24 protein-coding genes and 1 tRNA gene are annotated in these 24867 nt (G+C 69.7%); 7 read left to right on the top strand and 18 right to left on the bottom strand.

Annotated elements, in window-relative coordinates; genetic code table 11:
• Positions 1 to 169: 169 nt before the first annotated feature.
• The 8 genes from ACOQOP_RS18645 to ACOQOP_RS18610 all read right to left on the bottom strand — a co-directional run bounded on the left by ACOQOP_RS18645 (position 170) and on the right by ACOQOP_RS18610 (position 7121).
• Positions 170 to 976: an N-acyl homoserine lactonase family protein gene (locus ACOQOP_RS18645; RefSeq protein ID WP_420563314.1), complete on the bottom strand. Its 807-nt coding sequence runs from the start codon at positions 974 to 976 to the stop codon at positions 170 to 172.
• A gap of 111 nt (positions 977 to 1087) precedes the next feature.
• A complete protein-coding gene (locus tag ACOQOP_RS18640; protein WP_420563313.1) occupies positions 1088 to 1687 on the bottom strand; it encodes a GNAT family N-acetyltransferase in 600 nt (199 codons plus the stop codon).
• A gap of 76 nt (positions 1688 to 1763) precedes the next feature.
• The gene (locus ACOQOP_RS18635; protein ID WP_420563312.1) at positions 1764 to 2183 is read right to left on the bottom strand and encodes a DUF6691 family protein; all 420 of its coding nucleotides are present in this window, start codon (positions 2181 to 2183) and stop codon (positions 1764 to 1766) included.
• A gap of 4 nt (positions 2184 to 2187) precedes the next feature.
• Entirely contained in the window at positions 2188 to 2619 is a 432-nt protein-coding gene (locus ACOQOP_RS18630; RefSeq protein WP_420563311.1) for a YeeE/YedE family protein, read from the bottom strand.
• Between the two features lie 314 nt (positions 2620 to 2933).
• The gene (locus tag ACOQOP_RS18625) at positions 2934 to 3980 is read right to left on the bottom strand and encodes a site-specific DNA-methyltransferase (protein ID WP_420566550.1); all 1047 of its coding nucleotides are present in this window, start codon (positions 3978 to 3980) and stop codon (positions 2934 to 2936) included.
• 537 nt (positions 3981 to 4517) lie between these two features.
• Positions 4518 to 5210, bottom strand: a complete 693-nt coding sequence (locus ACOQOP_RS18620; protein WP_420563310.1) for a ribonuclease HII — start codon at positions 5208 to 5210, stop codon at positions 4518 to 4520.
• A gap of 135 nt (positions 5211 to 5345) precedes the next feature.
• On the bottom strand, positions 5346 to 6578 hold the full coding sequence (locus tag ACOQOP_RS18615; protein WP_420563309.1) for a PA0069 family radical SAM protein: 1233 nt from the start codon (positions 6576 to 6578) through the stop codon (positions 5346 to 5348).
• Between the two features lie 60 nt (positions 6579 to 6638).
• Positions 6639 to 7121 (bottom strand): MarR family winged helix-turn-helix transcriptional regulator, encoded by a 483-nt coding sequence (locus ACOQOP_RS18610; protein ID WP_420563308.1) that lies wholly within the window; start codon positions 7119 to 7121, stop codon positions 6639 to 6641.
• 217 nt (positions 7122 to 7338) lie between these two features.
• On the opposite strand from ACOQOP_RS18610, the gene ACOQOP_RS18605 reads away from it, so the two are divergent.
• Positions 7339 to 7761 carry an organic hydroperoxide resistance protein gene (locus tag ACOQOP_RS18605; RefSeq protein ID WP_420563307.1) on the top strand — a complete coding sequence of 141 codons (423 nt, stop codon included), beginning with the start codon at positions 7339 to 7341 and terminating at the stop codon, positions 7759 to 7761.
• A gap of 8 nt (positions 7762 to 7769) precedes the next feature.
• Here the strand turns inward: ACOQOP_RS18605 and ACOQOP_RS18600 are convergent, their stop codons facing one another.
• Both ACOQOP_RS18600 and ACOQOP_RS18595 read right to left on the bottom strand, forming a co-directional pair.
• Complete coding sequence (locus tag ACOQOP_RS18600) at positions 7770 to 7973, bottom strand: DUF4169 family protein (RefSeq protein WP_420563306.1); 204 nt, start codon at positions 7971 to 7973, stop codon at positions 7770 to 7772.
• On the bottom strand, positions 7970 to 8995 hold the full coding sequence (locus ACOQOP_RS18595; RefSeq protein ID WP_420563305.1) for an aminoglycoside phosphotransferase family protein: 1026 nt from the start codon (positions 8993 to 8995) through the stop codon (positions 7970 to 7972). Before ACOQOP_RS18595 ends, ACOQOP_RS18600 begins: the two co-directional genes overlap by 4 nt.
• Before the next feature lie 27 nt (positions 8996 to 9022).
• On the opposite strand from ACOQOP_RS18595, the gene ACOQOP_RS18590 reads away from it, so the two are divergent.
• A complete protein-coding gene (locus ACOQOP_RS18590; protein ID WP_420563304.1) occupies positions 9023 to 9760 on the top strand; it encodes a hypothetical protein in 738 nt (245 codons plus the stop codon).
• Positions 9761 to 9764: 4 nt separating this feature from the next.
• Here the strand turns inward: ACOQOP_RS18590 and moaB are convergent, their stop codons facing one another.
• The 3 genes from moaB to ACOQOP_RS18575 all read right to left on the bottom strand — a co-directional run bounded on the left by moaB (position 9765) and on the right by ACOQOP_RS18575 (position 13276).
• Positions 9765 to 10376 carry a molybdenum cofactor biosynthesis protein B gene (gene moaB, locus ACOQOP_RS18585; RefSeq protein ID WP_420563303.1) on the bottom strand — a complete coding sequence of 204 codons (612 nt, stop codon included), beginning with the start codon at positions 10374 to 10376 and terminating at the stop codon, positions 9765 to 9767.
• On the bottom strand, positions 10354 to 12153 hold the full coding sequence (locus tag ACOQOP_RS18580; protein ID WP_420563302.1) for a lytic transglycosylase domain-containing protein: 1800 nt from the start codon (positions 12151 to 12153) through the stop codon (positions 10354 to 10356). The genes moaB and ACOQOP_RS18580 overlap by 23 nt, the downstream gene beginning before the upstream one ends.
• Before the next feature lie 271 nt (positions 12154 to 12424).
• Entirely contained in the window at positions 12425 to 13276 is an 852-nt protein-coding gene (locus ACOQOP_RS18575) for a uracil-DNA glycosylase (protein WP_420563301.1), read from the bottom strand.
• 141 nt (positions 13277 to 13417) lie between these two features.
• On the opposite strand from ACOQOP_RS18575, the gene ACOQOP_RS18570 reads away from it, so the two are divergent.
• From ACOQOP_RS18570 to ACOQOP_RS18560, 3 genes are read left to right on the top strand one after another with little or no spacing between them, the layout of a single operon-like run.
• Complete coding sequence (locus ACOQOP_RS18570) at positions 13418 to 15058, top strand: 4Fe-4S dicluster domain-containing protein (RefSeq protein ID WP_420563300.1); 1641 nt, start codon at positions 13418 to 13420, stop codon at positions 15056 to 15058.
• Positions 15059 to 15068: 10 nt separating this feature from the next.
• Positions 15069 to 16871: a tetratricopeptide repeat protein gene (locus ACOQOP_RS18565; RefSeq protein WP_420563299.1), complete on the top strand. Its 1803-nt coding sequence runs from the start codon at positions 15069 to 15071 to the stop codon at positions 16869 to 16871.
• Complete coding sequence (locus tag ACOQOP_RS18560) at positions 16858 to 17742, top strand: 4-(cytidine 5'-diphospho)-2-C-methyl-D-erythritol kinase (RefSeq protein ID WP_420563298.1); 885 nt, start codon at positions 16858 to 16860, stop codon at positions 17740 to 17742. The genes ACOQOP_RS18565 and ACOQOP_RS18560 overlap by 14 nt, the downstream gene beginning before the upstream one ends.
• 1 nt (position 17743) lies before the next feature.
• On the opposite strand, the gene ACOQOP_RS18555 is transcribed toward ACOQOP_RS18560, so the two are convergent.
• The 3 genes from ACOQOP_RS18555 to ACOQOP_RS18545 all read right to left on the bottom strand — a co-directional run bounded on the left by ACOQOP_RS18555 (position 17744) and on the right by ACOQOP_RS18545 (position 21383).
• A complete protein-coding gene (locus tag ACOQOP_RS18555) occupies positions 17744 to 20062 on the bottom strand; it encodes a peptidoglycan-binding protein (RefSeq protein ID WP_420563297.1) in 2319 nt (772 codons plus the stop codon).
• Between the two features lie 79 nt (positions 20063 to 20141).
• Positions 20142 to 20843, bottom strand: coding sequence for a hypothetical protein (locus ACOQOP_RS18550; protein WP_420563296.1), 702 nt, complete (start codon positions 20841 to 20843; stop codon positions 20142 to 20144).
• A 138-nt stretch (positions 20844 to 20981) separates the two neighbouring features.
• Positions 20982 to 21383, bottom strand: coding sequence for a hypothetical protein (locus tag ACOQOP_RS18545; RefSeq protein ID WP_420563295.1), 402 nt, complete (start codon positions 21381 to 21383; stop codon positions 20982 to 20984).
• Positions 21384 to 21477: 94 nt separating this feature from the next.
• Between ACOQOP_RS18545 and ACOQOP_RS18540 the strand changes: the two genes are divergently transcribed.
• A tRNA-Gln gene (locus tag ACOQOP_RS18540) sits at positions 21478 to 21552 on the top strand.
• Positions 21553 to 21587: 35 nt separating this feature from the next.
• Here the strand turns inward: ACOQOP_RS18540 and ACOQOP_RS18535 are convergent.
• Positions 21588 to 22451 (bottom strand): class I SAM-dependent methyltransferase, encoded by an 864-nt coding sequence (locus ACOQOP_RS18535; protein WP_420563294.1) that lies wholly within the window; start codon positions 22449 to 22451, stop codon positions 21588 to 21590.
• A gap of 42 nt (positions 22452 to 22493) precedes the next feature.
• Positions 22494 to 23324: an MBL fold metallo-hydrolase gene (locus ACOQOP_RS18530; RefSeq protein ID WP_420563293.1), complete on the bottom strand. Its 831-nt coding sequence runs from the start codon at positions 23322 to 23324 to the stop codon at positions 22494 to 22496.
• Positions 23325 to 23556: 232 nt separating this feature from the next.
• On the opposite strand from ACOQOP_RS18530, the gene ACOQOP_RS18525 reads away from it, so the two are divergent.
• Positions 23557 to 24789 (top strand): MFS transporter, encoded by a 1233-nt coding sequence (locus ACOQOP_RS18525; RefSeq protein ID WP_420563292.1) that lies wholly within the window; start codon positions 23557 to 23559, stop codon positions 24787 to 24789.
• Positions 24790 to 24867 lie beyond the last annotated feature (78 nt).

Below are 24867 nucleotides of genomic sequence, written 5' to 3'. Positions count from 1 at the left end.
GGAAGAAGAAACCAACCTTTCCCAAATCTCACTCCCCGGACCTGTTCCGGGGCCTACGCCCGGGATTGCCCTGAAGCCCATGATCACGAGGCAGCGGTCGAGCGCCGCCCACACGTGGGCCCCGGCACGAGGCCGGGGAGTGCATAACGGTGGCCACGATGCGGAAAACTCACCCCTTCTTCGGCATCTCGTCGAGCCGCACAACGGCGCCTTCCAGCTCCTTCGAGGGTGCGGGATAATACTGCATCACCAGCGGGTCATGCCCCGGCACCACGTGGTCGGGGCTGTCGGCCAGCATCTCCAGCGTGTTGAACCCGTTCATCATCTCCCCGAGGTTGAAGCAGATGATGAAGGGCGTGCGCTGCTCGATGTTCATGTAGAAATGGGCGCAGTCCGAGGCCAGCACGACCCAGCCGCGCTTGGTCCAGACCCGCACCGCCATCAGCCCGGCGGAATGGCCGCCGACCTTGTGCAGCGACACGCCCGGCGCCAGTTCGGCATCGCCGTCATGGAACTTGACCCGGCCGCCATAGACGTTGCGGACCATGTCGGTCACATGCTCGACGTCGAACGGCCGCCGGATCGGTTCGAAGCACATGCAGCGGCCGGTGGCATAGGCCATCTCGCCGTCCTGCAGGTGGAAGGTCGCATTGGGGAACTGGTCCTGGCCGCCGGCATGGTCGTAGTGCAGATGGGTGATGATCACGTCCTCGACCTTGTCCGGGTCGATGCCGAGCAGCCTCACGCCCTCCGCCGGGGTGCGCTCAAGCGGCACCCCGCGCTCCTTGCTCTCGCGCTCGCCGAAGCCGCAATCGACCACATAGGTCCGGTTTTCGTTGCGGATCACCCAGACGAAATAGTCCAGCGGCATCGGCCGGTCGTGCAGATCGCTGAAGATCAGGTTCTGCGAGGCCATGCGGTCGGCCTTGTGGGCGTATTTGACGGCGAAGACTTCGTACTGCTCGCGTTCGGACACGGCGTTTCTCCCTCTCGGTGGTCTTATTGTCTTATCGGCTGGTCTTGTCGGTAGCAGCCGGCGCCCGGATCGGGAACGGGCGATCCGCGCATCGCTGCGGGGGCGGCTGGGTCAGGTGGCGGGCAGGGCCGGGTCGAATTCCTCGCGCAGCAGGGCGAACAGGACATGGTCCTGCCACCGCCCGTTGATCTTCAGGTAGCGCCTGGCCAGGCCCTCCTCCTCGAAGCCGCATTTGCGCAGCACGCCCTGGCTCGCCTCGTTATGGGGCAGGGTGGCGGCCTCCACGCGGTGCAGGGCCAGCCGGTCGAAGGCGAAACAGCAGGCGCCGTGCACCGCCTCGGTCATGAACCCGTTGCGCGAGAAGGGTTTGCCGATCCAGTAGCCGAAGGTGCAGCTCTGGGCCACGCCCCGGCGCACATTGGCGATGGTGATGCCGCCGAGCAGCGCGTCGTCGTCGCGGCGGAACAGGAAGAAGGAATAGCTCTGGTCGCGGGTCCAGTCCTCGGCATAGCGGGCGAGGCGGCGGCGGAAGGCCGCCCGGGTCAGGGCGTCTTCCGGCCAGGTCGGCTCCCACGGCACCAGGAAGTCGCGGGACAGGGCCCGCAGCTCGGCCCATTCCTGCCAGTCGCCACGCTGGGGCTGGCGCATATAGATGCGCGGCAGCAGCAGGGTCGGGTCGGACCGGGAGGGCGGAAACAGCGTGAGGACCAAGGAACCGGCTCCCGGCCATAGAGGGAACCGGCATTGTCCACGGCAGGGGCCGCCCTGGCAAGCTGGGGAGTCGGCCTCATACGGGTCGGGACGCGATCCGGCCGGCGATCCAGAAACCCGCGATCATGGCGGCGACGAAGATGAGCACCGGCACCCCGCCCAGCGTCAGCGCCGCGAAGGCCGGGCCGGGGCAGAAGCCGACCAGGCCCCATCCCGCACCGAACAGGGCGGCACCGCCAAGCAACCGGGCATCGATCCGGCCGGAGGCGGGTTCCGGAAAGCTGCCGCCGCAGGCCGGGGCCTTCAGGCGCCGGGTCAGCAGCCAGGCGACGGCCATCGGCACCAGCGCCCCGCCCATGACGAAGGCCAGGGTCGGGTCCCAGGCGCCGCCCGCCACCCGCAGGAAGCCGAGCACCCGGGCCGGGTCGATCATGTCGGAGACCGTCAGGCCGAGACCGAAGAGCAGGCCGCTGAGGAGGGAGATCAGGATGCGCATCGCCTCAGCCTCCGATCATCAGGGGCGCGACACCCGCGACCAGCACGGCCACGGCCATGAAAGTGACGGTGGCGGCGATCGACCGCCTGGACAGCCGCGACAGGCCGCAGACCCCGTGCCCGCTGGTGCAGCCGTTGCCGATCCGGGTGCCGATGCCGACGAGCAGGCCCGCGGCAAGCAGCAGCGGCACGGAGGGTGTCACGCCGATCTCCACCGGCCCGGCCACGGCGACATAGGCCAGGGGGGCGGCGATCAGCCCGGCGATGAAGGCGGCCGATTCGAGGCGGCGCTGTGTGGCGGGAGCGGTGGCGATGGACACGGCGATGCCGCTGATCCCGGCGATCCGGCCGTTCCCCAGTAGGAACAGCGCGGCGGCCACCCCGATCAGCAGGCCGCCGAGCAGGCCGTTCAGGGCATTGGAGAGGTCGAACATCATCGGGCGATCTCCCAAACGGATTGAGTGCCGCGATTATCGCCCAACCGTGTGGGAATGACCGATGAAATCCCGAGGGTGCGACGAAGGGGAGCGGGTGTGACAGCTATCGCTCCCGCACTCCCCGGCCCTGTGCCGGGGCCCACACCAGGGCCGCAAAGCCGTCGCAACGTATGATGCTGTCGTGTCCTCCTCACCCGTAGGCCCCGGCACAGGGCCGGGGAGTGCCAGGAGCAGTACAGGTTCGACAAATGAAGACCTCGCCCTTGTCTGTTGGCGAGGTCAGAGGTGAAGACAAACAAAGGTCGGGAGGCTGCTCACGCCCCCACCTTCTCCCCCATCCCCTGGCGGATCTGGGAGCGGAAGGCGTCTATCGGCACCGGCATGCCCTTGCGTTCGGCATGCCAGAAGGTCCAGCCGTTGCAGGCCGGCGCGCCCTGGACGGCCGCCCCGACCGAATGGATCGACCCCCGATGCTCGGCGCTGATCAGGTGGCCGTCGGCCCGCACCTTGGCGGTCCAGCGGCGGCGCGCGTCGAACAGCACCTCGCCCGGGCGGATCAGCCCCTCCTCGATCAAGCGGCCGAACGGCACCCGGGGCTGCTCACGCTTGTTGGCGAGTGCGAGGGCCAGGGGATCCTCCGCCGCCTCGGTCTCGGCGATGCGGCGCCTGGCGACCTCGATGTACTTCGCCTCGCGCTCCACGCCGATCCAGCGCCGGCCCAGCCGCTTGGCGACGGCCCCGGTCGTGCCGGTGCCGAAGAACGGGTCGAGCACCACGTCGTCCGGCCGGGTCGAGGCCAGCAGCACGCGGGCCAGCAGGCTTTCCGGCTTCTGGGTCGGATGCGCCTTGTCGCCGTTCTCGTCCTTCAGGCGCTCCGAGCCCGAGCAGATCGGCAGGAACCAGTCCGAACGCATCTGCTGGTCGTCGTTCAGCGCCTTCATGGCGTCGTAGTTGAACGTGTATTTCCGCGCGTTCTCGCTGCGCGCCGCCCAGATCATGGTCTCGTGGGCGTTGGTGAAGCGCTTGCCGCGGAAGTTCGGCATCGGGTTGGCCTTGCGCCAGACCACGTCGTTCAGGATCCAGTAGCCCAGATCCTGGAGCGTCGCGCCCACCCGGAAGATGTTGTGATAGCTGCCGATGACCCACAGGGTGCCGGTATCCTTCAGCACCCGCTGGCATTCCGCCAGCCAGGCGCGGGTGAAGGCGTCATAGGCCTCGAAGCCCACGAACCGGTCCCAGTCGTCGTCGACCCCGGCGACCCGCGTGTTGTTGGGCCGGTAGAGCTCGCCGCCGAGCTGCAGGTTATAGGGTGGATCGGCGAAGACGAGGTCGACGCTTGCATCCGGTAATGTGCGCAGCATGTCCACGCAGTCGCCGGTCAGGATTCGCCCCACCGGCAGCTTGGTCTCTCCCACGTTTTCGTCCCCGTCCGTGCCAAGAAGGAGGCGCACAGACTCTCACGGGGCGGGACTCCCGTCAACGCTCATGGGCGAATCACTAAATAGACTCAATGAGTTATCAGGCATACCCAAGATATAGTGCTAACTGCGGGCTCTAGACGCTTGGGATGGGGCGGTAGCGGGGTGGGGTTTCCACTGCCTTACCCCCCACCCCTCCCTACACTCCCTCTACACTCCCCGGACCTGTTCCGGGGCCCACCCATCAGCGCGTCGGGCCGGCGGGCGCTATCTCCCCAGCGACCGTGCCACCCCTGGCGTAGGCCCCGGAACAGGTCCGGGGAGTGTAAGGTGGGGGATGCGGAGATCTGCCCTAAGCCCCGCGCTTCCCGATCGCCGGACGACCGACCTCGAGCGCCGGTCGCGCCGATCCGCTCGCCCCGGAACAATCCCGGATCAAGTCCGGGACGGGGAGTGTAAGGAGGGGTGGGATGCGGAGATCTACCCCAACCCCCGCGCTTCCAGCACGGCGCGGACCGGGGCGAAGGTGCGGCGGTGGTGGGTCGTGACGCCCAGGGCCGCGAGACCCGCCCTGTGCTCGGCCGTGCCGTAGCCGGCATTGCGTTCCCAGCCGTAACCCGGATGGGTCCGCGCCAGCTCGGCCATCTCGGCGTCCCGGGCCTGTTTGGCGGCGATGGCGGCGAGCGCGATGGACAGCGACAGGCCGTCGCCCTTGACCACCGCCTCGGCCTGCCACGACCAGCGAGGCAGGCGGTTGCCGTCGACCAGCACGTGATCCGGCCGCCGGCCCAGGGCCGCGACCAGCCCGTCCACCGCCCGTCCCATGGCGCTCAGCGCGGCGGCCAGGATGTTGGTGGTGTCGATCTCCTCGACCTCGGAGCGGCCAAGCGCGATCACCGCATAGGGCCGGGCCGCCTCCAGGGCCGCCGCCCGGCGCTCCGCCGTCAGGGTCTTGCTGTCGGCGATCAGGCAGGCGACCTCCTCGGGCATCCGATCCAGGTCGATCCAGGCCGCCCCCGTCACCACCGGACCGGCCAGCGGCCCGCGTCCGACCTCATCGACACCGAACACCATCGCGCCCCGTCCGGCGCCGGCGCCCCGTTCCAGCGCGTCTGTCGGCCGCTGGATCAGAAGATCCGCGACGCCGGCACCAGATCTCGCGGCTCGGGCCATCAGTAACCGTCCAGCATATCAATATCTTGCGGCGACAACTTACATGTCGGTTTCAGTCTGCGCTACGGAGCGCTACCGAGATTTATACATGAATCCAAAGATTTAACACAGGCCCCGAACCCGAGATCCCACCGATCACCCCTCGAACAGCGACATCTGGCGGCTGTGTGCGGCCGGGACGGTGAAGCGGGAGGTGTCGAGCCCGCCCATCCGGCGCCCCAGACCCAGCTCCTGGCAGGCCCGGCGGAAGCGCTGGGAAATCATATGGGCATAGGGACCTTCGCCGGACATGCGCTTGCCGAACTCCGCCTTGTACAGCGCGCCGCCGCGGCTCTGGCGTACCAGGGAGAGCACCCGCTCGGCCCGGTCGGGGAAATGGGCGCGCAGCCATTCCTCCACCAGGTCCTTGATTTCCAAGGGCAACCGCAGCAGCACCCAGGCCGCGTGCCGGGCCCCTTCCCCCTGGGCGCGCTTCAGGATCGCCTCGATCTCGCTGTCGTTCACCGCAGGGATGATCGGCGCTACCAGCACCCCGCTGGGCACGCCGGCCGCCGCACAAGCCCGGATCGCCGCCAGCCGCTTCTCCGGGGTCGATGCCCGCGGCTCCATCAGCCGGGCGAGATCCCGGTCCAGGGTGGTGACCGAGATCGACAGGGATGCGAGGCCCTTGGCCGCCATGGGTCCGAGAATGTCCAGGTCGCGCACGATCAGGTCCGACTTGGTGACGATGGTCACCGGATGGTCGTGCTCGGCCAGCACTTCCAGGATGCCCCTCGTGATCCGCCGCTCCCGCTCCACCGGCTGGTAGGGGTCGGTATTGGTGCCGAGCGCAATCGGCTGGCAGGTATAGCCCTTGCGGGCCAGTTCCTTGCGCAGCAGGGACGGCGCGTCCGGCTTGGCGAACAGCTTGCTCTCGAAGTCCAAACCGGGGGACAGGCCGAGATAGGCGTGGGTCGGCCGGGCGAAACAGTAGACGCAGCCATGCTCGCAGCCCCGATACGGGTTGATCGAGCGGTCGAAGGGGACATCGGGCGACTGGTTGCGGGCGATCACCGTGCGGCTGGCGTCGATGGCGACGGTGGTGCGCAGCTTCGGCTCGTCCTCGGCTTCCCGCTGCCAGCCGTCATCGACCCGTTCCTGGGCGAAGCGCTCATACCGGCCGGTGACGTTGGTGACGGCCCCCCGTCCCTTGCGCGGCGCCGCCGGCACGATATCGCTCGGCGCCACCGCCTCGAGCACCTTCACCGGCTCCTCGGCCTCGCCGATCTGGCCGAAATCGTCGGCGAACGGATCGCTGGCCGCGTCCTGGGCGAACTCGTCAGCGAAGACCTCGAGCGGATCGACCGCGATGGAACGGCGACGGGACATGCCGCCAGACTAGGACGGCAAAGAGAACAAATCAAGAACTACGAAGAAGCGGCGGCTGCGTCAGTCCTCCGCCAGGAACGCCTCCAGCCGGTCGCGCAGGGCCACCAGCCGCTCCCGTTCCTGCGCCGCCTCGGCGCGGCTCATGCCGGCCGCCTTGCCGATGGCCAGGGGAATGTCGGCCGCCTGGGCGCCGAGCGCCCGGCCCGCCTCGGTCAGCACGACACGGACCCGCCGCTCGTCCTCCGGATCGCGCCGGCGCTGCAGCAGGTCCCGGCCCTCCAGCCGCTTCAGCAACGGGGTGAGCGTGCCGGAATCCAGCCGGAGTTGGGCGCCCAGCGCGTTCACGGTGATGTCGTCGCGCTCCCACAGGGCCATCATCGCCAGATACTGGGGATAGGTGAGGTCCAGCGCGTCCAGGATCGGGCGATACACCTTGGTCAGGGCGAGCCCGGCCGAATACAGCGCGAAACAGAGCTGGTCGTCGAGTTTCGGCGGATGGGCCTTGGGGGGCGAGGTCGGCCTGTCGGGCGTCGGATGATCCACGGTTCTCTCCGGATGAGCCCCGCAGGATATCCGATACACGGTTAAATCATACACAATCTTATGTCACGACACTCGTGCCGAATGGCGCATTGTTCTCAATTCAATTGCACACAATCTTTTATCCATCAGGCCGCCGACGGGTCCGCCCCGGCGATCCCCGCGACGGCCGGTCCGACGCACACAGACAGACAGATCCATCCGCGATCAGGAGACCGACATGAACATCCTCTACAAGACCACCGCCAGCGCCACCGGCGGCCGCTCCGGCCAGGCCCGTTCCGAAGACGGGGTGCTCGACGTCACCCTGACCTCGCCGAAGGAGCTCGGCGGCGACGGCGCCACCGGCACCAACCCCGAGCAGCTCTTCGCCGCCGGCTATTCGGCCTGTTTCCTCGGCGCGCTGAAGTTCGTGGCCGGCAAGGAGAAGGTGAAGATCCCGGCCGACGCCAAGGTCACCGCCACCGTGGGCATCGGTCCGCGCGACGACGGCACCGGCTTCGGCATCGAGGCGGCGCTCGCCGTGTCGATCCCGGGCGTGGACAAGGAGACCGCCAGGTCGCTGGTCGACAAGGCCCATGTGGTCTGCCCGTACTCCCACGCCACCAAGGGCAATATCGACGTGACCCTCAGCGTCGTCTGAGCCCGAGATCACGCCGGATCGGAGCGGTCATCCTCCGGGTCGATCCGCCGTCCGTCATGGGCCCGCTGCGCTGCGTCGCGGCGGGCCTCTTCATGCCGGCGCTCGGTCTTGGTGCGGCCGTGCAGCGCCCGGTTCTGCGCCGCCTTCTCGGCCGCGTCCGCCCGGTCGCGGCGCTTGCGCTCGGTGCGCAGGTTGACGATCTTCCCGCTCACGGGACCAGTTCCTCCCCGCTGAAGGCCCGGGCGCCGGTCCAGCCGGACCGGGCCTCCTCCATCATCGCCGGATCGACGAAGCGCGCAAGCCTGCGCGCCAGGCCGGAGGTGGCCGCATCGGCCGAGGCGAGCGCCGCCGACAGGTCGTTGCGCGCCGCCCAGGCGCAGGCCCAGCTCGTCGTCCGCAGCCAGATCAGCCGGCGGTAGGGCAGCACCCAGGGCCGCACGGCCTCGGCCAGATCCCCCGGAACCTCCGCCGCCCAGGCGGTGTGGAAGGCGACGATGTCGGCCCGCCCGGCCGCGCCGGTCACCGCCGGATCCCAGGCGAGCGAGGTCGGCAGCGAGGCATGGGCGAGGTCCACCCCCGCGCTGTCGTAAACCGGCCTCTCCACATCGAGCAGCACCGCCGACCCGTCCGGCCGGATGCGGAAATTGCCCGGATGGGTATCGGCCGCCACCAGGCTGGGCCGCGGCGGACGCGCGGCGATCAGCGATTCGGCCCAGGCGATCTCCTCCTCCAGGATGCGACGGGCCGCCTCCTCCAGCCGGTCCTGCACCGGCGCGAGCTGGTCCCGGGCGACGGACAGCAGGTAGGCCAACGGGTCGGCCGGATCGACGAAGGGCGCCCGGTTCGCCGGCACCGGCAGCCGGTGGATCGCCGCCAGGGCCCGGCCGATCGCCGGCAGATCCCGCGGCAGTTCCGGCACGGCGCCGTCAACGTCCTCCACGACCAGCGCGCCCCAGGGCAGTTCGGCGGAGACCCGCAACACCCGGTGCAGCGTCGGCACCGCGCCGCTTGGCGCCATGCGCCGGAAGGCCTCGGCCGCATAGATCAGGTTGCGCCGGGGCGACAGGCCCAGATGGCTCATCCGGGGAACCCGCACCAGCCGCCCGCCGGCCAGCCGCCAATGGCGGTGCACCCTGCCCTCCACCGGCTCGGCGGCGATCGCGTCCTCGGGCAGTCCCAGGGCGGCGGCCAGGGTGGGGCGGGTAGGGTCGGCGGAACGGGAATCGGTTATCATCGCGCGGACTTACCATAGGCGAGACCGATGCACCTACCCCGTCCCCGCGCCATGCGCACCGACGCCGCCGCCCAGGTCGGCCCTCCGGGGACGCGGCGCATGGCCCTGTCGGTGGTGATCGCCGCCAACGGTGATGCGGACCAGCTCGCCCGGTGCCTGGCCGCCCTGCGCGGGTCCGACCGGCGCGGGCTCGACCTGGAGACCATCGTGGTCGATCGCGACGGGGACCCGGCCCTGGCCGCGATCGCCGAGGCCGAGGGTGCCGCCGTGATCGTGCTGCCCGGCTCCCGGGGGGCGCGGCTCGCCGCCGGGGCCAAGGCGGCCACTGCGGAATGGCTGCTGCTGCTGCGGGCCGAGACGCTGCTGGAGCGCGGCTGGGACGCGACGGTGATGGTGTTCGCCGCCGAGGAGCGCAACCGCGAGCGCGGCGGCTTCTTCCCGCTGGAGGTGGTGGGCGACGATCTGGCCACCCGGCTGATGCGGTTCCGCAACCGCTGGATGGGCCTGCCCTCCGGTGCCCAGGGGCTGGTGATTCGGCGGCGTTTCCTGGTGCATCTGGACGGGGTGCCGGACCTGGAGCATGGCGAGGACCTGGTCCTGGCCCGTGGCCTCGGTCTCGCCCGCATGGTGGTGTTCGACGTCGCCGCCAAGGTGGCGGCCGGCGACTGGCCGACCGGCCCGGGAGCGGTGTTGCTCGGCGCCCTCAGGATCTTCCTGTTCCGCCTGCACATTCCGGCGCGCTGGCTGCAGCGGCTGGGGGATTAGGGCCTCACGAGACCTTGGTCTTCGCCCGCGCCATCTCGTGCTCGCGCAGGCGCGGCATGATCTCGACGAAATTGCAGGGGCGGAAGCGGAAGTCGAGCTGGTAGGCGAAGATCTCGTCCCAGGCGTCGCGGCAGGCGCCGGTCGAACCGGGCACGGCGAACAGATAGGTGCCGCGGGCGACCCCGGCGGTCGCCCGGCTCTGCATCGCCGAGGTGCCGATCTTCTGGAAGCTGATCCAGCGGAACGCCTCGCCGAACCCCTCTATGCGCTTCTCGTAGACGCTCTCGAAGGCCTCGGGGGTGACGTCGCGGCCGGTCACGCCGGTGCCGCCGGTGGCGATGACCGCGTCGATCCCGTCATCGGCGATCCAGGCGCGCAGCCGCTCGGTGATGGCGCCGACATCGTCCGGCACGATCGCCCGGTCGGCCAGCACATGCCCAGCCCCGGTCAGCCGCTCGACCAGCGTGTCGCCCGACCGGTCGGTCTCCGGCGTGCGGGTGTCGGACACCGTGAGGATGGCGATGTTGACGGGGATGAACGGCCGGCTCTCGTCGAGCCGGGCGCCGGGCGCGGCCTTGTTGGGCGTGCCGCTGTCAGTCTTGTCCGAACCGGGCATTGCGGATCTTGAATCCTGTCTCGTCGTCGATGCCGCGATAGAACGCCCAGTCGCCCGCGGCCACGCGGTCGAGGGACGGTGCGGTCTGTCCGAGACGATGTCGGTAGATCCAGACATTTGACAAGACCCGTTCGATGAACTCCCGGGTCTCCCGCGAGGGGATGGACTCGATGAACAGCAGCGGATCGTTCTTGAACTCGACGCTGCGCGCCCAGCGGCCCAGATTGCCCGGGCCGGCGTTATAGGCCACCAGCAGGCGGAACAGGTCGCCATCGACCCGTTCCAGATGCATCAGATGGTCGATGTAGCGCTGGCCGAGCTGCATGTTCAGGGCCGGGTCGTAGAGCTCGTGCCGCTCTTCCAGGTCGTCGTCGGAATCCATGTAGTTGGCGGTGCGCGGCATGAGCTGCATCAGTCCGCGCGCGCCGCGGCCCGATCGGGCGCGGGGGTCGAAGCCGGATTCCTGCCGGATGATGCCGTAGATCAGCGCCCGGTCGATGGAAAAGCCGTCGGCCGGCGCCCAGCTCGGCACCGGGTAGAGGGCGGCGTGGTAGATCCGCCCGGTCGAGACCCGGATGATGCCGGCCAGACGGATCGCCAGGCCCGGCATGTTGTGGCGGGCGGCGATGGTCATCAGCGGCTCGCGCAGGGAGCGGTCGAGGCGCGGGAACAGCTTGCGCCATTCGCGTTCGGCCCGGGTACTCTCGCCGATCTGCATCAGGGCGATGGCCCGGCGCGCGCCCTCGTGGGACAGCAGGCGCTTGGCCTTGCGGTCGCTGATCTCGGGCAGGGACCAGTCGAACGGCACCTCCACGCCCAGGGCGCGGCGGCCGAGCAACCCGTAGAAGGTCAGCGGATACTGCGCCGCCCGGGCGAGCCAGCGGGTCGAGTCGGCCGGCTTGCGCAGCTGGAGCGAGGCCCGGGCCGCCCAATAGGCGCCGGCGGAGCGCTGGGTGCGCGAGGCGTTCTCGGCCATGGCCAGCGCGGAGAAGTGCTTCTCCGCCTCCTCCACCTTGCCCAGGCGCCAGGCCGCAATGCCGGCGATCCAGTAGGCGGCGGGCACATCCTCGCCGGCTTCCTCGGCACTCTTCGCCGCGAGCCGCAGGGCCTCGGAATCCTTGCCGAAGACGAACATGCCCTTGGCGACCTGCGCCCGCTGCTCGGCGAACTCGACCGGATCGAGCAGCCGGCGCGCCGCCTTGGTGTCCAGCTTGCGCAGCGCCGCACTCGGCGAGCCCTTGCTGATCAGCGAACGGATCTCGCGCGCCAGGGTTCGGATGCTGGCCTGCTCCGCGCCGTTGCGCTGGCGCGGCGACACATAGAAATGGACGTCGCGGACCGCATCCGCCCCGTTACCGCCGAGATAGCCGCGTTCCGGCGCGTTCGGCGCCTTGGCGGAGCCGGGCTTGCGGCGGACGGCGAGGCTGTAGATCCGCTTGGCATCGGCCAGGTCGGCATAGTCCTCAAGCCAGTCGCGCAGCTCGGCCCAGCTCGACCGGTAGGCGGTCGGATGCAGGTAGCGCTGCGCCTTGACGTGGCCGAGCAGGATCTTGTTCTGCACCCGGGCGATCAGATTGTCGGCCGTCTTCCAGTGGCCCTCGCTCTGTTCGGCGAAGATCTTACGGTACAGCTCCACATCGCGCTGGGTCAGCACCCGCGGCAGCGGCTGAGCGGCTTCCAGGCGGGACTCGTCCAGAACGGCGGGGGGAAGAAGGGCGGTCTCCTGCGCCCGCAGCTGGGCCCTCTCCTGGGCCCGCACGCCGGTTGCCGCGCCCATCAGCAGGGCGGCACCGACTATTCCGACAACCAGGCGATGAAAGCCACCCCCAAAGGTCGACGGGGATTTGTGGCGGGATTGTGGCGGAGACATGCGATCCAGTTAGTCGGATTCGTTCTACACGGCAAGGTGAGTCATCCCCGGCTAAGAACCATTCCTGTGGATAACCGGCCCGAAAATGGGGGTCCGCACGCGGAACGATTTTTAATTCTGTAGTGGTGGACTCTAGTGTAATATTATTTGGCAAATTGTCGTTAATTCTGCCATAAAATTATACGGCCTTCACGACTTCATCCAAACGGCGACGCAAGGCGAGCAAGTCCTTCCACGCGCTCGCCTTTTGTCCGGGGGTGCGGAGCAGATAGGCCGGGTGGTAAGTCGCGAGCGCCGGAATCGTCCCGCCCGAATTGGGCAGCGGCCAGTCCATCCAGGTCCCCCGCAGCCGGGTGATCCCCTCCTTGCGCCCCATGAGCGACTTGGCCGAGGTGCCCCCGGCGAACATCAGCAGCTTCGGCGCGGCCAGTTCGATATGGCGCTCCACGAAGGGGATGCAGGTGGCGATCTCGGCCGGGGTCGGCTGACGGTTGCCCGGCGGCCGCCAGGGCAGGATGTTGGTAATATATACGGACTCCGCCCGCGACAGGCCGATGCTGGCGAGCATCCGGTCGAGGAGTTGGCCGCTGACCCCGACGAAGGGCTTGCCCTGCCGGTCCTCGTCCGCGCCCGGGGCCTCGCCGATCACCATGACATCGGCGCCCGCCACCCCGTCGGCGAAGACCGTGTTGGTGGCGGTGACCTTCAGCCCGCAGCCCTCGAACCCCTCCAGCACCTGCTTCAGCTCGTCCAGGGAGCCGGCAGTCCGTGCCGCGACCCGGGCGGCCTCCGCCGGACGGTCGAGTTCGGCCTGGGGCGCGCGCGGAACGGCCGCCGCCGGACGGGGAACGGGCGCTGCCGGAGCCCGGTTGGCAGGCGGCGGGGCGGCGGGTCGCGGCGACGGCGCCTGGGCCGGTTTCGCGGCCGGCCGCAGCCGGTTCACCGGGCTGGCAAGTATTGCCTCATCGACGCCGGCCTCCACATACCAGGAAAGCAGCGCGCGGGCCGCCGAACGGATATCGGCGGCCATCACGGTCTTTCCCTGGCCCGGATCCGGGCCGGCGCCCCTGGTTTCGCGTACATGGGTGAGTTATGACAGGTCGAAGGGCCGGCGGCCACCGCGCGGTATAAACGGATAGAATTTGCCATTGCTTCGAAGCGGGAGTGCAGGATGGAACGGGAGTCGATGGAATGCGATGTCGTCATTGTCGGAGGCGGGCCGTCCGGCCTCGCCGCGGCGATCCGGCTGAAGCAGCTCTGTCAGGAGAATGATGTCGATCTCTCGGTCGTCGTCCTGGAGAAGGGTGTCGAGGTCGGCGCCCATATCCTGTCGGGTGCGGTTATGGAGACCCGGGCCCTCGACGAGCTGGTCCCCGACTGGAAGGAAAAGGGCGCGCCGCTGAACACGCCGGCGACCGAGGACCATTTCCTGTTCCTGACCCAGGGCTCGTCCTTCCGCCTGCCGACCCCGCCGACCATGAACAACCACGGCAACTACATCGTCAGCCTCGCCAATGTGGCGCGCTGGCTTGGCGAGCAGGCCGAGGCCGTGGGCGTCGAGATCTATCCGGGCTTCGCCGCCGCCGAGGTGCTGTATCACGAGGACGGCAGCGTGAAGGGCGTGGCCACCGGCGACATGGGCATCGGCAAGGACGGCGAGAAGACCGCCAACTACCAGCCGGGCATGGAGCTGCACGCCAAGGTGACCCTGTTCGCCGAAGGCTGCCGCGGCTCGCTGACCAAGGGGCTGATGGACCGCTTCGACCTGCGCAAGGACTGCGACCCGCAGACCTATGGCATCGGCATCAAGGAGCTGTGGGAGATCGAGCCGGAGAAGCACAGCCCGGGCAAGATCGTCCACACCATCGGCTGGCCGATGAGCGGCGACACCTATGGCGGCTCGTTCCTCTATCACCTGGAGGACAACCAGGTCGCCGTCGGCTTCGTCATCGGGCTCGACTACAAGAACCCGCACCTGTCGCCGTTCGACGAGTTCCAGCGCTTCAAGCAGCATCCCTCGATTCGCCCGATCTTCGAGGGCGGCCGCCGGGTCTCCTATGGCGCGCGCGCGATCAACGAGGGCGGCTGGCAGTCGATCCCGAAGCTGACCTTCCCGGGCGGTGCCCTCATCGGTTGTGCCGCCGGCTTCCTGAACGTGCCGAAGATCAAGGGCAGCCACAATGCCATGAAGTCGGGCATGACCGCGGCCGAGGCGATCTTCGAGGCGCTGAAGGGCGGCGAGGCCGGCCAGGGCGTGGAGCCGATAGCCTATCCGGACATGCTCAAGAAGACCTGGGTCTATGACGAGCTGTACAAGGTCCGCAACATCCGCCCGGCGTTCCGCGCCGGCCTGCTGCCGGGCCTCGCCTATTCCGCGATCGACACCTATCTGTTCCGCGGCAAGGCGCCCTGGACCCTGCACCACCACCCGGATCACGAAAGCCTGATGCCGGCCTCCCAGGCGCAGCCGATCTCCTATCCCAAGCCGGACGGCAAGATCAGCTTCGACAAGCTCTCCTCGGTGTTCCTGTCGAACACCAACCATGAGGAGAACCAGCCGGCCCACCTGACGTTGAAAGACCCGTCGATCCCGGTGGAGCACAACCTGGCGCTCTATGACGCCCCTGAACAACGCTATTGTCCGGCGGGCGTTTATGAGATCGTACGCGACGACGATGGTGGGAACCCGCGGCTGCAGATCAACGCGCAGAACTGCGTTCACTGCAAAACCTGCGATATCAAGGATCCCACGCAGAATATCCACTGGGTCGTGCCGGAAGGAGGGGGAGGTCCGGTCTACCCGAACATGTGAGGCGCCGCCTTTGCCCCAGACCGCCCTGCGACCCGCTTCCGCTGCCGGACCCCGGACCGGTACCCTGAGCGGCCTGCGCACGCTCGCCCCGGCTTTCTGTGTCGCGCTGGCCCTGTCGGCCTGCGCGACCGCCGGACCCCAGACGGGCCAGGCGGCCACCGTTCCCCTGTCGCCGGAGGAGATGTCGGCGGCCGGCGCCTTCCTGGCCGGTCGCTACGCCGACCGGATCCGGGATGTCGGCAATGCCAGCAGCTTTATGGACCGGGTCCTGGAGAGCGGCGATACCGGCATCGCGCTGAAACGGCGGGCCTTCCTGCTGCGTCTGGAGGCGGGACGGTACGAGGACGCGGCCCGGCTCGCCCCGGAGATCGTCGAGACCCTCGATGCCAACGCGCCGATCGCCAACATCTTCCTGGCCGTGGAAGCGGCGCGGACCGGCGACTTCTTCACCGCGGGCGCCCTGATCGACAGCCTGCCGGACAACCGGCTCAACCGGGTGCTGAGCCCGCTTCTGGAGGGCTGGATCGCGCTCGGCCAGGGCCGGCGCGACGACGCCGGGGAGGAGATCGACGAGGTCCTGGAGCTCGAGGGCTTCGCCGTGCTGCACGCCCTGCACAGCGCCATGCTGGCCGACGCGGCGGGCGAGACGGCGCTGGCCGCCGAGCGCTACGAGGCGGCGGTGACCAGCATGCCCGATCCGCCATTGCGGGTGCGGCTGGTGGCCGCCGACTTCCAGGCCCGGTTCCAGAGCGTCGATGCCGCCATGGCGACGGCGATCGTCACCGATGCCACCTCCGCCGACCCGACCGACGTGCAGGCCTATCTGCGCCGGGTGGCCGAGACGCGCAAGGGCGAACCGCTGACCGCGACCGACGGCCTCGCCCAGGCCTTCTTCGACCTGGCCAGCGCCCTGCAGCGCGACCGGCGGTCGGAGCTGAGCATGGTGTTCAGCCGCCTCGCCCTTCGGCTCGACCCGGATTTCGATCTGGCGACCCTGCTGATCGCCGAGATCCTGGACGACCGGGAGCAGTATGCCGAGGCGCTCACCCTCTATGACACGGTCCCGGAAAGCTCGGCCTACCGGCTGATGGCCGAATTGCGGGCGGTGAGCAGCCTGGTCGACCTGGACCGCATGGACGAGGCGGTCGACCGGCTGAACGCCCTGGCGGCGCGCCGGCCGCAGCAGATCGACCCGCTGATCCGCCTGGGCGATCTGTACCGCTCGACCGAGGACTGGAACGGCGCCATCTCCGCCTATAACCGCGCCTTCGCCCGGCTGCCGGCGGGCGATCCGGGATCCTGGTCCATGTACTATTCCCGCGGCATCGCGCTGGAGCGCAGCGCCCAGTGGGATCGGGCGGAGGCGGACTTCCTGAAGGCGCTGGAGCTGCGGCCCGAACAGCCCTACGTGCTGAACTATCTCGGCTATACCTGGATCGACCAGGGCCGCAACCTGCCGCGGGCGACCAAGATGATCGAGCAGGCCGTCGCCCTGCGCCCCAATGACGGCTACATCGTCGATAGCCTGGGCTGGGCCATGTACCGCCAGGAGCGCTACGCCGAGGCGGTGGAGCATCTGGAACGGGCGGTGGAGCTGCTGCCGACCGACCCGACCATCAACGATCATCTGGGCGACGCCTATTGGCGGGTCGGCCGGCGCCAGGAGGCCCGGTTCCAGTGGCAGCGGGCGCTCAGCTTCGATCCGGACAAGGATCTGGCCAACGACATCGAGCACAAGCTCCAGGCCGGGCTGCCGGCGGTGCAGTCGCAATCGGTGAAGACCGCGGACACCAAGACGGATGTGGACGGCTGACCCCCAGGGCGCGCCCCGGCACCGCCTCGCGCCCGCCAAGGTCAATCTCGCCCTGCATGTGACCGGCCGCCGCGCCGACGGCTATCACCTGCTCGACATGCTGGTGGCTTTCGCAGATATCGGCGACCGGGTGACCTGGCGGCCGGGCGGAGAGGGCTGCCGGCTGGAGCTCGAGGATCGGCTCCGGCGTCCGGAACCGGTGCCGGTGGACACCTCCAACCTCGCCTGGCGCGCGCTGGCCCTGGCCGGCCGTCTCGGAACCGCGCCGCTCGCCGGCACGCTGACCGTGCGCAAGGAGCTGCCCTCCGGCGCCGGGATCGGCGGCGGGTCGAGCGATGCCGCCGCCGTCCTCCGCCTGCTGCTGGACGGGGCGGGCGTCGATGAGCAGACCTTGCGGAACGACGCTCTGGCGCTCGGCGCGGACCTGCCGGTCTGCCTGGTGGAGCGTCCCGCCCGCGTGCAGGGGATCGGCGACCGGATCACGCCGGTGACCCTGGCCCACCCCCTGCCCGTCGTCCTGGTCTGGCCGGGTGCCGGGCTCTCGACCCCGTCCGTGTTCAAGGCCCGTCGGGCGGGGTTCGGCGCGGCGGTGCCCGACGGGGCGATCGAGCACCTCGGACGCGATCCGCTGGCGGCGATCGCGGGTCTCCGCAACGACCTGGAGGAGACCGCCTGCGGACTGCTGCCGGCGGTCGGCCAAGCCCTGTCCGCCCTGCAGGACTCTGCCGGGTGCCGGCTGGCCCGCATGTCCGGAAGCGGGTCGACGGTGGTCGGCTATTTCACCGATCAGGAGGTGGCCGCGGAGGCCGCGACCCGGCTTGCGGCCGACCGGCCCGGATGGTGGGTCTGCGCCGGAACCCTGCAGGCCTGACTCAGTTCAGACGCTGGCGCAGGCTGCGGGACGGCAGGCCGGTAGCCGGCAGCCCGTTGTCGCTCTGGAACTTGCTGATCGCCGCCCGGGTCATCGGGCCGGCGATGCCGTCGACCGGGCCGTCGTAATAGCCGAGCTCGGCAAGACCCTCCTGGATCTCGGCGATGTCCGGTGCGCCGGTCGGGGCGTCCAGCATCAACCCGGCCGGCGGGCCCAGGGGGGCTTCGGGCACGCCGCCGGCGGACTTCACCCGCAGCCATTCCTGCGCCCGCTCCGCCCCGGCCTTGGCGGCGGTATACATCTTGCGTTCGCGCTCCAGCTCGTCGGTCTCGAACCGCGCCAATTCGTAGAGCCCGGCCGACACGCCCCGGTCGGCGGCGCGCTGGAACCACCGTTTCGCTTCCGCATCGGATTGCGGAATGCCCTTCCCCAGCGCGTAGAGCCGGCCGAGATTATACTGGGCCAGCGGATACCCCTGCTCCGCCGCGCTGTGATACCAGAGCAGCGCGCGGGTCTCGTCCTCAGGCACGCCCAGGCCGCGCTCATACATCACGCCGAGATTGAACTGCGCCACGTCGAGCCCGTTGATCGCAGCCTCCCGGAACCAGGTGGCGGCCTCCCCGGCGCGCGGCTCGGCGGCGCGCATCATGCCCGCCGCCACCTCGAACTGGGCCGCCGGATTGCCCGCCTCGGCCCGGCTCAGGGGAGCGGTGCCTTCCGACGACGGAGCGGCGGCGGGCGAGGCCCGACGGGGCGGCTCGCTCAGGGCCGGGGCCGGCGGCGGGGCGACCGGGCGCGGATCCACGTCGATCGGCTTGTCCGGCAGCGGCGGTGCCGACTGGGGCGCGGGCTGGGGTGCTGGCTCCGAGGGCGCAACCGCCGCACTCTGCGCGGGGGTGTCGGGCGGGGCGGGTTCGGTCGTCGCCTGTCCGGGCGTCTCGGTCGCCGGGGTCTCCGGCCGGGCCGGCTCGGTCGCGGGCGGCGGCACCGAGGCGACGGTCTCCGGCGGCGCGGCGGGCTGCGGTTGCGGCTGCGCCACCTCCTCCCGAACCTGCGGGTCGGAGCGGACCTGGCGCATCACCCAGTCGGTGGCCGACACCATCGCCAGGTGCACGCTCTCCTCGGCCTCGGCCAGACGCGCGCCGACCGCCCCCAGACTGAGGGTGCCCTGGCGATGGGCGGTCCAGGCGGCGGCCCCGATCAGCGCCAGGGCCAGCACGGCGGCGATGGCCATCCGTCCCCGGCTGGCGATGCGGCGCGGCGGCAGCGGCTCGGGGATCGGTTCGCCCGACAGGCCCAGCGCGCTGGTATCGATCGGATCGGCGGGGAAGTCATAGGCCGGGGGCGTGGGGTCCGGTCGTTGGGGTTTCGAGACGACCTCGGGCTCGACCGCCGGCGGAACCGGGATCTCTTCCGGCTCGGCCGGCTCCCACGCCTCGGCTTCGCTCGCCGCGGCCGCCAGATCGGGGGTCTCCTCCGGCCGCGCGCGCATGGCGTCGGCCGCGTCGGCCAGGGCGGCGCGATTCAACTCGACTTCCGGCCGCCAGTCGCGCGGCGGGCCGTCCGGAAGCGGCGGAACCGGGCGGATATTCTGTTCTATCGACTCGAAATCGTCTTGTTCTTCAGTCGGTTCGTTCGCCGCCGGCGAGATCGGCCGAAACACGATGGGCGTGGGCTTCTGAGCCTCCGGCGCGTCCTCTCGCGGGCTCTCCCGGGTCTCGCTGTCCCAGATGTCGTCCTCGGCCGACGGCTCCGGTTCCAGTTCCGGTTCCGGTTCCGAGGGCTCGGCCTCTGTTGGCGGCGGGGGCGGCTCCGGAGTCCGGATCGGCCGGAAGGCGATCGGCGTGCGTACCGGTGCCGGCGCCTCGGGCGTTTCCACCTCGTCCAGCTCGGCCGGCGCGTCCGGCTCGGGCTGGTCCGGCTCCGCCTGTGGCTCTGCGGCGATCGACCGCGGAGGGTCGGGCGGCGGCAGCCGCTCCGCCTCGCGCTCCAGGGCGACGACCCGCTCGGCCACGTCCTTGAGGGCATAGCCGATTGGCCGCAGCCGCGCTTCGAACAGCCGCTCACCGTCGGAGATCCGGCTGAAGATCGCCTCGACCGTGTCGGCGCTAATGCCCTCGGCCCGAGGCGGGGCGGGCCGGCCTTGGTCGGAACCGCGCTCTGCGGGCACGGGTATGCCCCGGTTGGCGGAATCCGACTTGATGGCGTGGTCGATCCACTCGCCGATCGTCATGCCGGCAGCCGCAGCCGCACGACGCGCGATGTCGCGCGTCGCCTGGTCGACTCCCTTCACGCTCCAGGCAGTGGCCTCTCGGGACACCTTACCCTCACTACCGGCATCAATACCGCATCATAACGTGGTAGCGATGATCATGGAAGCAAGCGTAACCCTAAAGGATTTACTGGGATTTCCGACCGAAGAGCCGACCGAAGAAGCCGGGCTTACGCTTGCCGGGAAGGACGAAGGCCTCCACCACCCGCATCCGATCGACCAGCTGCTCGATCCGCCGGGCCAGCCCGTCCAGGGAGTCCGAAGTATCGGCCGGGATGCGGCGCACGAAGCGGTCCATCTCCAGGAACTCCGACTCCAGCTGCTCGACCTTGCGGTTGACGTCGGACACGCCCCGCGCGCCCTCCAGCGCCTCCAGCCGTTCGGTCAGCTCGGCGACGCGGCCGGTGATCGAGCGGATCTGCTGGTCAAGTTCGGCGATGTCGTCGGGCTTGGTCTCCAGCCGGCTCTCGACCGAGCGGACCCGGTCGCGCAGGGCTGCCAGCCCTTCGGTATGCCGGCTGTCCTCGCGGGCCAGGATGGTCTCGCGGGCCTGACGCCAGTTGCCGGCGCCGAAGCCGAAATCCGGATGGTCGCTGGCGCGCCGGCCCATCGACTGGGAGCCCTGGCGGCGGTCGTTCTCGGGGGTGACCGCGCGGGCGCTGGCGTCCTGCGGCGGGCGCGGCGGCTCCGCGCCGGGGGCCGACGCGTCGCGGATGCGCCGGGATAGCCAGGTCCCGATCGGCTCGCCGCTCTTGCGCGCCTCATGCTTGGCGATCTCGCGATCCTCCCGCGAGACGCCCTTGATGCTCCAAGGCGTGGACCCCGACATCGACCCGTCACCCTTCCTGGCGGACAACTACCGACCCGGTACCGGCATTACTACCCGGTAAGACCTTGGTGGCATTATACAGAAGTCAACGCGAAGCAGCAGTGATTTGACGAGGCCGCAGGGGCGTCGTGCGCAGGGTCATTCCCGGCCGCCGGCGCGGCGTTCCAGCCGGCCGATCCGGTCGGCCAGCTTCTCGACGACCTCCTCCAGCCCGTCGAGAACGTCGAGCAGTCGCGCCTCGCTGCGCTCCAGCCGCTGGTGGACCCCGGCGATGAGGGCGGCGTCCTCCACCACGTCCTGCGATCCCCCGGACATCAGCGCCCGGCCCGAGGCGTCGTCCTCCGCCGGGTCCCGCAACCCTTCGGCCGGGGCCAGGGGCCGGCCCGAGGCTTCGGCGGCGCCGACACGCCGGATCACATGGCTGAGCCACTCTCCCATGGTCGCGTCATGGTCCGCGGCGGCGGACTTGGCGAGATCGCGGGATTCCGGGGTGACGCCCTTCACACTCCAGGGCAGTTTGGCCTTGCTGCGCGTTGCCACGGTCAGTCTCCGGCTAGGGGCGGGCGGCACCGCCATGATACCGCAACCTGACGCTTGCTTGAAATGGCATGAGTTCAGTATGGTCCGCCTCGCATGGGGCGTAGCCAAGCGGTAAGGCAGCGGTTTTTGGTACCGCCATTCCCAGGTTCGAATCCTGGCGCCCCAGCCAAGACCTCACCAGCCATGACCTCACCAGCCATCCCCTCAGCCGACATCCGATCCGGCGCCGGCGGCCACCCGCCGCGGCGAGCGTTTCACGCACCACAGCGACGTCTCGTGGGCGCCCGGTGACACCGGGATGCGCGCGGCCGCCGACTGCGCCACCCGGCCGGCCAGGCGGGTCCGGGTGAAGTGGCTGGAGAACAGCGGCTCCAGCCCGCCGGACGCCAGCCAGGCCGCCACCACCTGATGCTCCGAATAGGCCCGCCAGTCCCAGGCCCTGGGATAGCCGTCGGGCAGCAGCACGTCGTGCACATGCACCAGCACGCCCGGCTCCAGGGCGGGAATGATCTCCGAGAACAGCAGATCCACATCCGAGCCCGGTAGGGCGAGGTGGCTTGAATCCACGAACAGCACGTCCCCCGCGGCGAGATCCGGCAGGGTTCCCAGGTTGGTCTCCTGCAGGGTCCGGCGACGCAGACGCACCGGCAGGGCGGAGATGTCGGCCCGGGGCGCCGGATCGACGCAGTGGATCTCGGTCTCCATCTCCCCGTCGGCCACCGCCTGGGCCATGAACCGGGTCGAGTGGCCCGAGCCGATCTCCAGGATCCGGCGCGGCCGGCCCGCCCGCACGATCGCATAGGCCGCGGCCCCGTCGAGCCCGGGAAACCAGTCCTGGCCCCAGCGCGGGGCCGGCGGTTTGGCTCCATTGAACCGCTCGACGATATCCTCATAGCGGTCGACCGCCGCCAGGACCTCGGCCATGGCCGGCTCGGCCGCGGCGAAGATCGGCTCCAGGTTCCGGTAGGTGGAGGGCGGACGCAGGGAGGCGGCATACCGGTGCGGCACGAACACGCCGCCCTGGGCAATACCCAGCGTCGTAGCGATCGCTATCAGTCGTTTTTTCAAAAGGTTAAGCCTCACTACCGGCGGAGCGATACCGGGCCGGCATCACAGGCGGAATTCCGCGCCTTCGCGCGCCACGATCGTGCCCGGGCGTCTCTCGGCGGCCTGCTGGCCGATCCGGTCCAGATCGGAATCCTCATGCTTCGGATCGTGGTGGAACAGCACCAGGGTCTTCACCGCGGCGATGTCCGCGAGCCGGACCGCTTCCTCCCAGGTCGAATGGCCCCAGCCGCGATGGCAGGGCAGCTCCTGCTCGGTATAGGTGGAGTCGTAGAACACCAGGTCCGCGTCGCGCATCAGGTCCAGCACATTCGCGTCGTCCTGGCCCGGCACATGCTCGGTGTCGGTGACATAGGCGACCGAGCGGCCGCCCTGGCTGATCCGGTAGCCGCAGGCGCCGCCGGGATGGTTCAGCGCTCGGGTGTCGACCCGGATCCCGGTGGCCAGCTCGAAGCTGGTACCGGCGGCGAAATCCTCGAACCGCACATCGGCGCGGAACTCGTCCAGCGGGATCGGGAACAGCGGCGGCGACATCATCTTATGCAGGATCTCGCGCAGGCCGAAGGTCTGCTGCAGCCGTGCGGCGCGGAACACGATGCTGTTGCCGGGCGTGTAGGCCGGGCCCCAGAACGGCAGGCCCGCGATATGGTCCAGATGGAAATGGGTCAGCAGGACATCCGCCGCACCGGGCGGCTCGGCGGACATGGCGCGCCCCAGCTCGCGGATGCCGGTGCCGCCGTCCAGGACGATCCGATGGCCGGCACAGCGGACCTCGACGCAGGAGGTATTGCCGCCGTATTTCACGGTTCGTGGTCCGGGACAGGGTACACTGCCCCGCGCCCCCCAGACCTTGACGACCATCGCGTCATCCGCCAACCGACGTCTCCCGTCCTGCTTGCCCGGAAGCGCTCTGCCCCGGAGCGTTCTGCCTTGGAGCCTTGTGCCCCGGGGCACCCATACCACAGGCATGTTGCCGGAAAAATCTGGGCAGGAACACCTGTACGTGCGCGGTTGTGGCGCCGGGCCCGATGGCCCACAGTGGCGACCCTGATCACCCCGACGGCGCCGTCCGGCATCCGTCCCCCCCTTTTGCGCCGACCCCTGCCCGATGGCCCCACCCGATACGCGACGCACGAACTGGACCGGTATCCTGTTCGGCTTTCTCCTGGCGACGCTGGCCGCCTTTCAGCAGTTCAAGCTGCCGCCCCTGCTCCCGGCGCTGCTGGCCGAGTACGCCTATCCCAAGGTGATGGCTGGCGCTTTCATGTCGATATACGCGGTCGTCGGGCTGGCGGTGTCCTTCGGACTGGGCTGGGCGCTGCAGCGTATCGGCACCGTGCCGATCCTGCTCACCGCCTTCGCCACCGCCATCGCCGGCAACGTGATCGCCCTGATGCATCCGGAGAGCGCCACAATCATGCTCGCCGCCCGGGGGCTGGAGGGGCTGGCCTTCGCCGTCTTCGCCATTGCCGGGCCGGTCTTCACCAACCGCAGCGCCGGGCCGAGCCACCTGCCCCTGGCGATCGCCCTGTCCGCCATCTGGATCCCGCTGGGGCAGATCAGCGCCAACCTGCTGGTGCCGCTCGGCCATCTGGCGGAGGGGGAGGCCTGGGGCGGCTGGCGGCTGTCCTGGATCGCGACCGGCGTGGCGACCGCGCTGCTGGCGGTCTGGATGGTGGCGATCCGGCTGCGCGGCTCGGCCGATCTCGACCTGCGCCGGCCGGCCGGCACGCCGCACGCGCCGTTCTCCACCGACGAGCGCTGGGCCCTGTCGCTGGCCGCCCTGATCTTCACCCTGTGGTCGACCCAGTATTTCGCCTACATGACCTGGCTGCCCCAGTTCCTGGTGGAGGCGCACGGGCTGTCGGAGGACTGGGCCACGATCGGTTATTCGGTCCCGGTGGTGATCCTGATCGTGGTCGGCCTGCTGACCTCCATCGCGATCCGCCGCGGCCTGCCCCTGGCGCCGATGTTCGTCGCCTCCATCATCCTGCAGGCGGCGGTGTGGTGGACCATCCCCTATACGACCACGCTGACCACCGGCATCGTCTCGCTGATCGCCTATGGGCTCGGCATCGGGGTGACACCGGTCTGCCTGTTCGCCCTGCCGAGCACCATCCTGGGATCGTCGCGGGCGGGGCCGGGCGCCTTCGCGGTGCTGATGACCGGGCGCAATCTCGGCGTGCTGATCGGGCCGATCCTGCTGCCGCAGATCCTGCTGGTGATGCAGGTCTGGGCCGACGTCACCTGGGTCTTCGCCGCCCTGACCACGCTCTGCGCGCTCGGCGCGTTGCTGCTCGGCCTCGGCCTGGCGCGGATGGGGCGCTATCGGCCGGATTGATACGGTTTCGTATCGATTGTCGAAGCGCCGTCCGCGCGCCATGAAAGGCGAGGCCTGCTGCGTTCTTGAGCGATCCCA

Source organism: Thalassobaculum sp. (genome assembly GCF_965223715.1).
In the GTDB taxonomy this organism is placed as follows: domain Bacteria; phylum Pseudomonadota; class Alphaproteobacteria; order Thalassobaculales; family Thalassobaculaceae; genus Thalassobaculum.
This window is presented reverse-complemented; position numbering and strand designations above follow the sequence as displayed.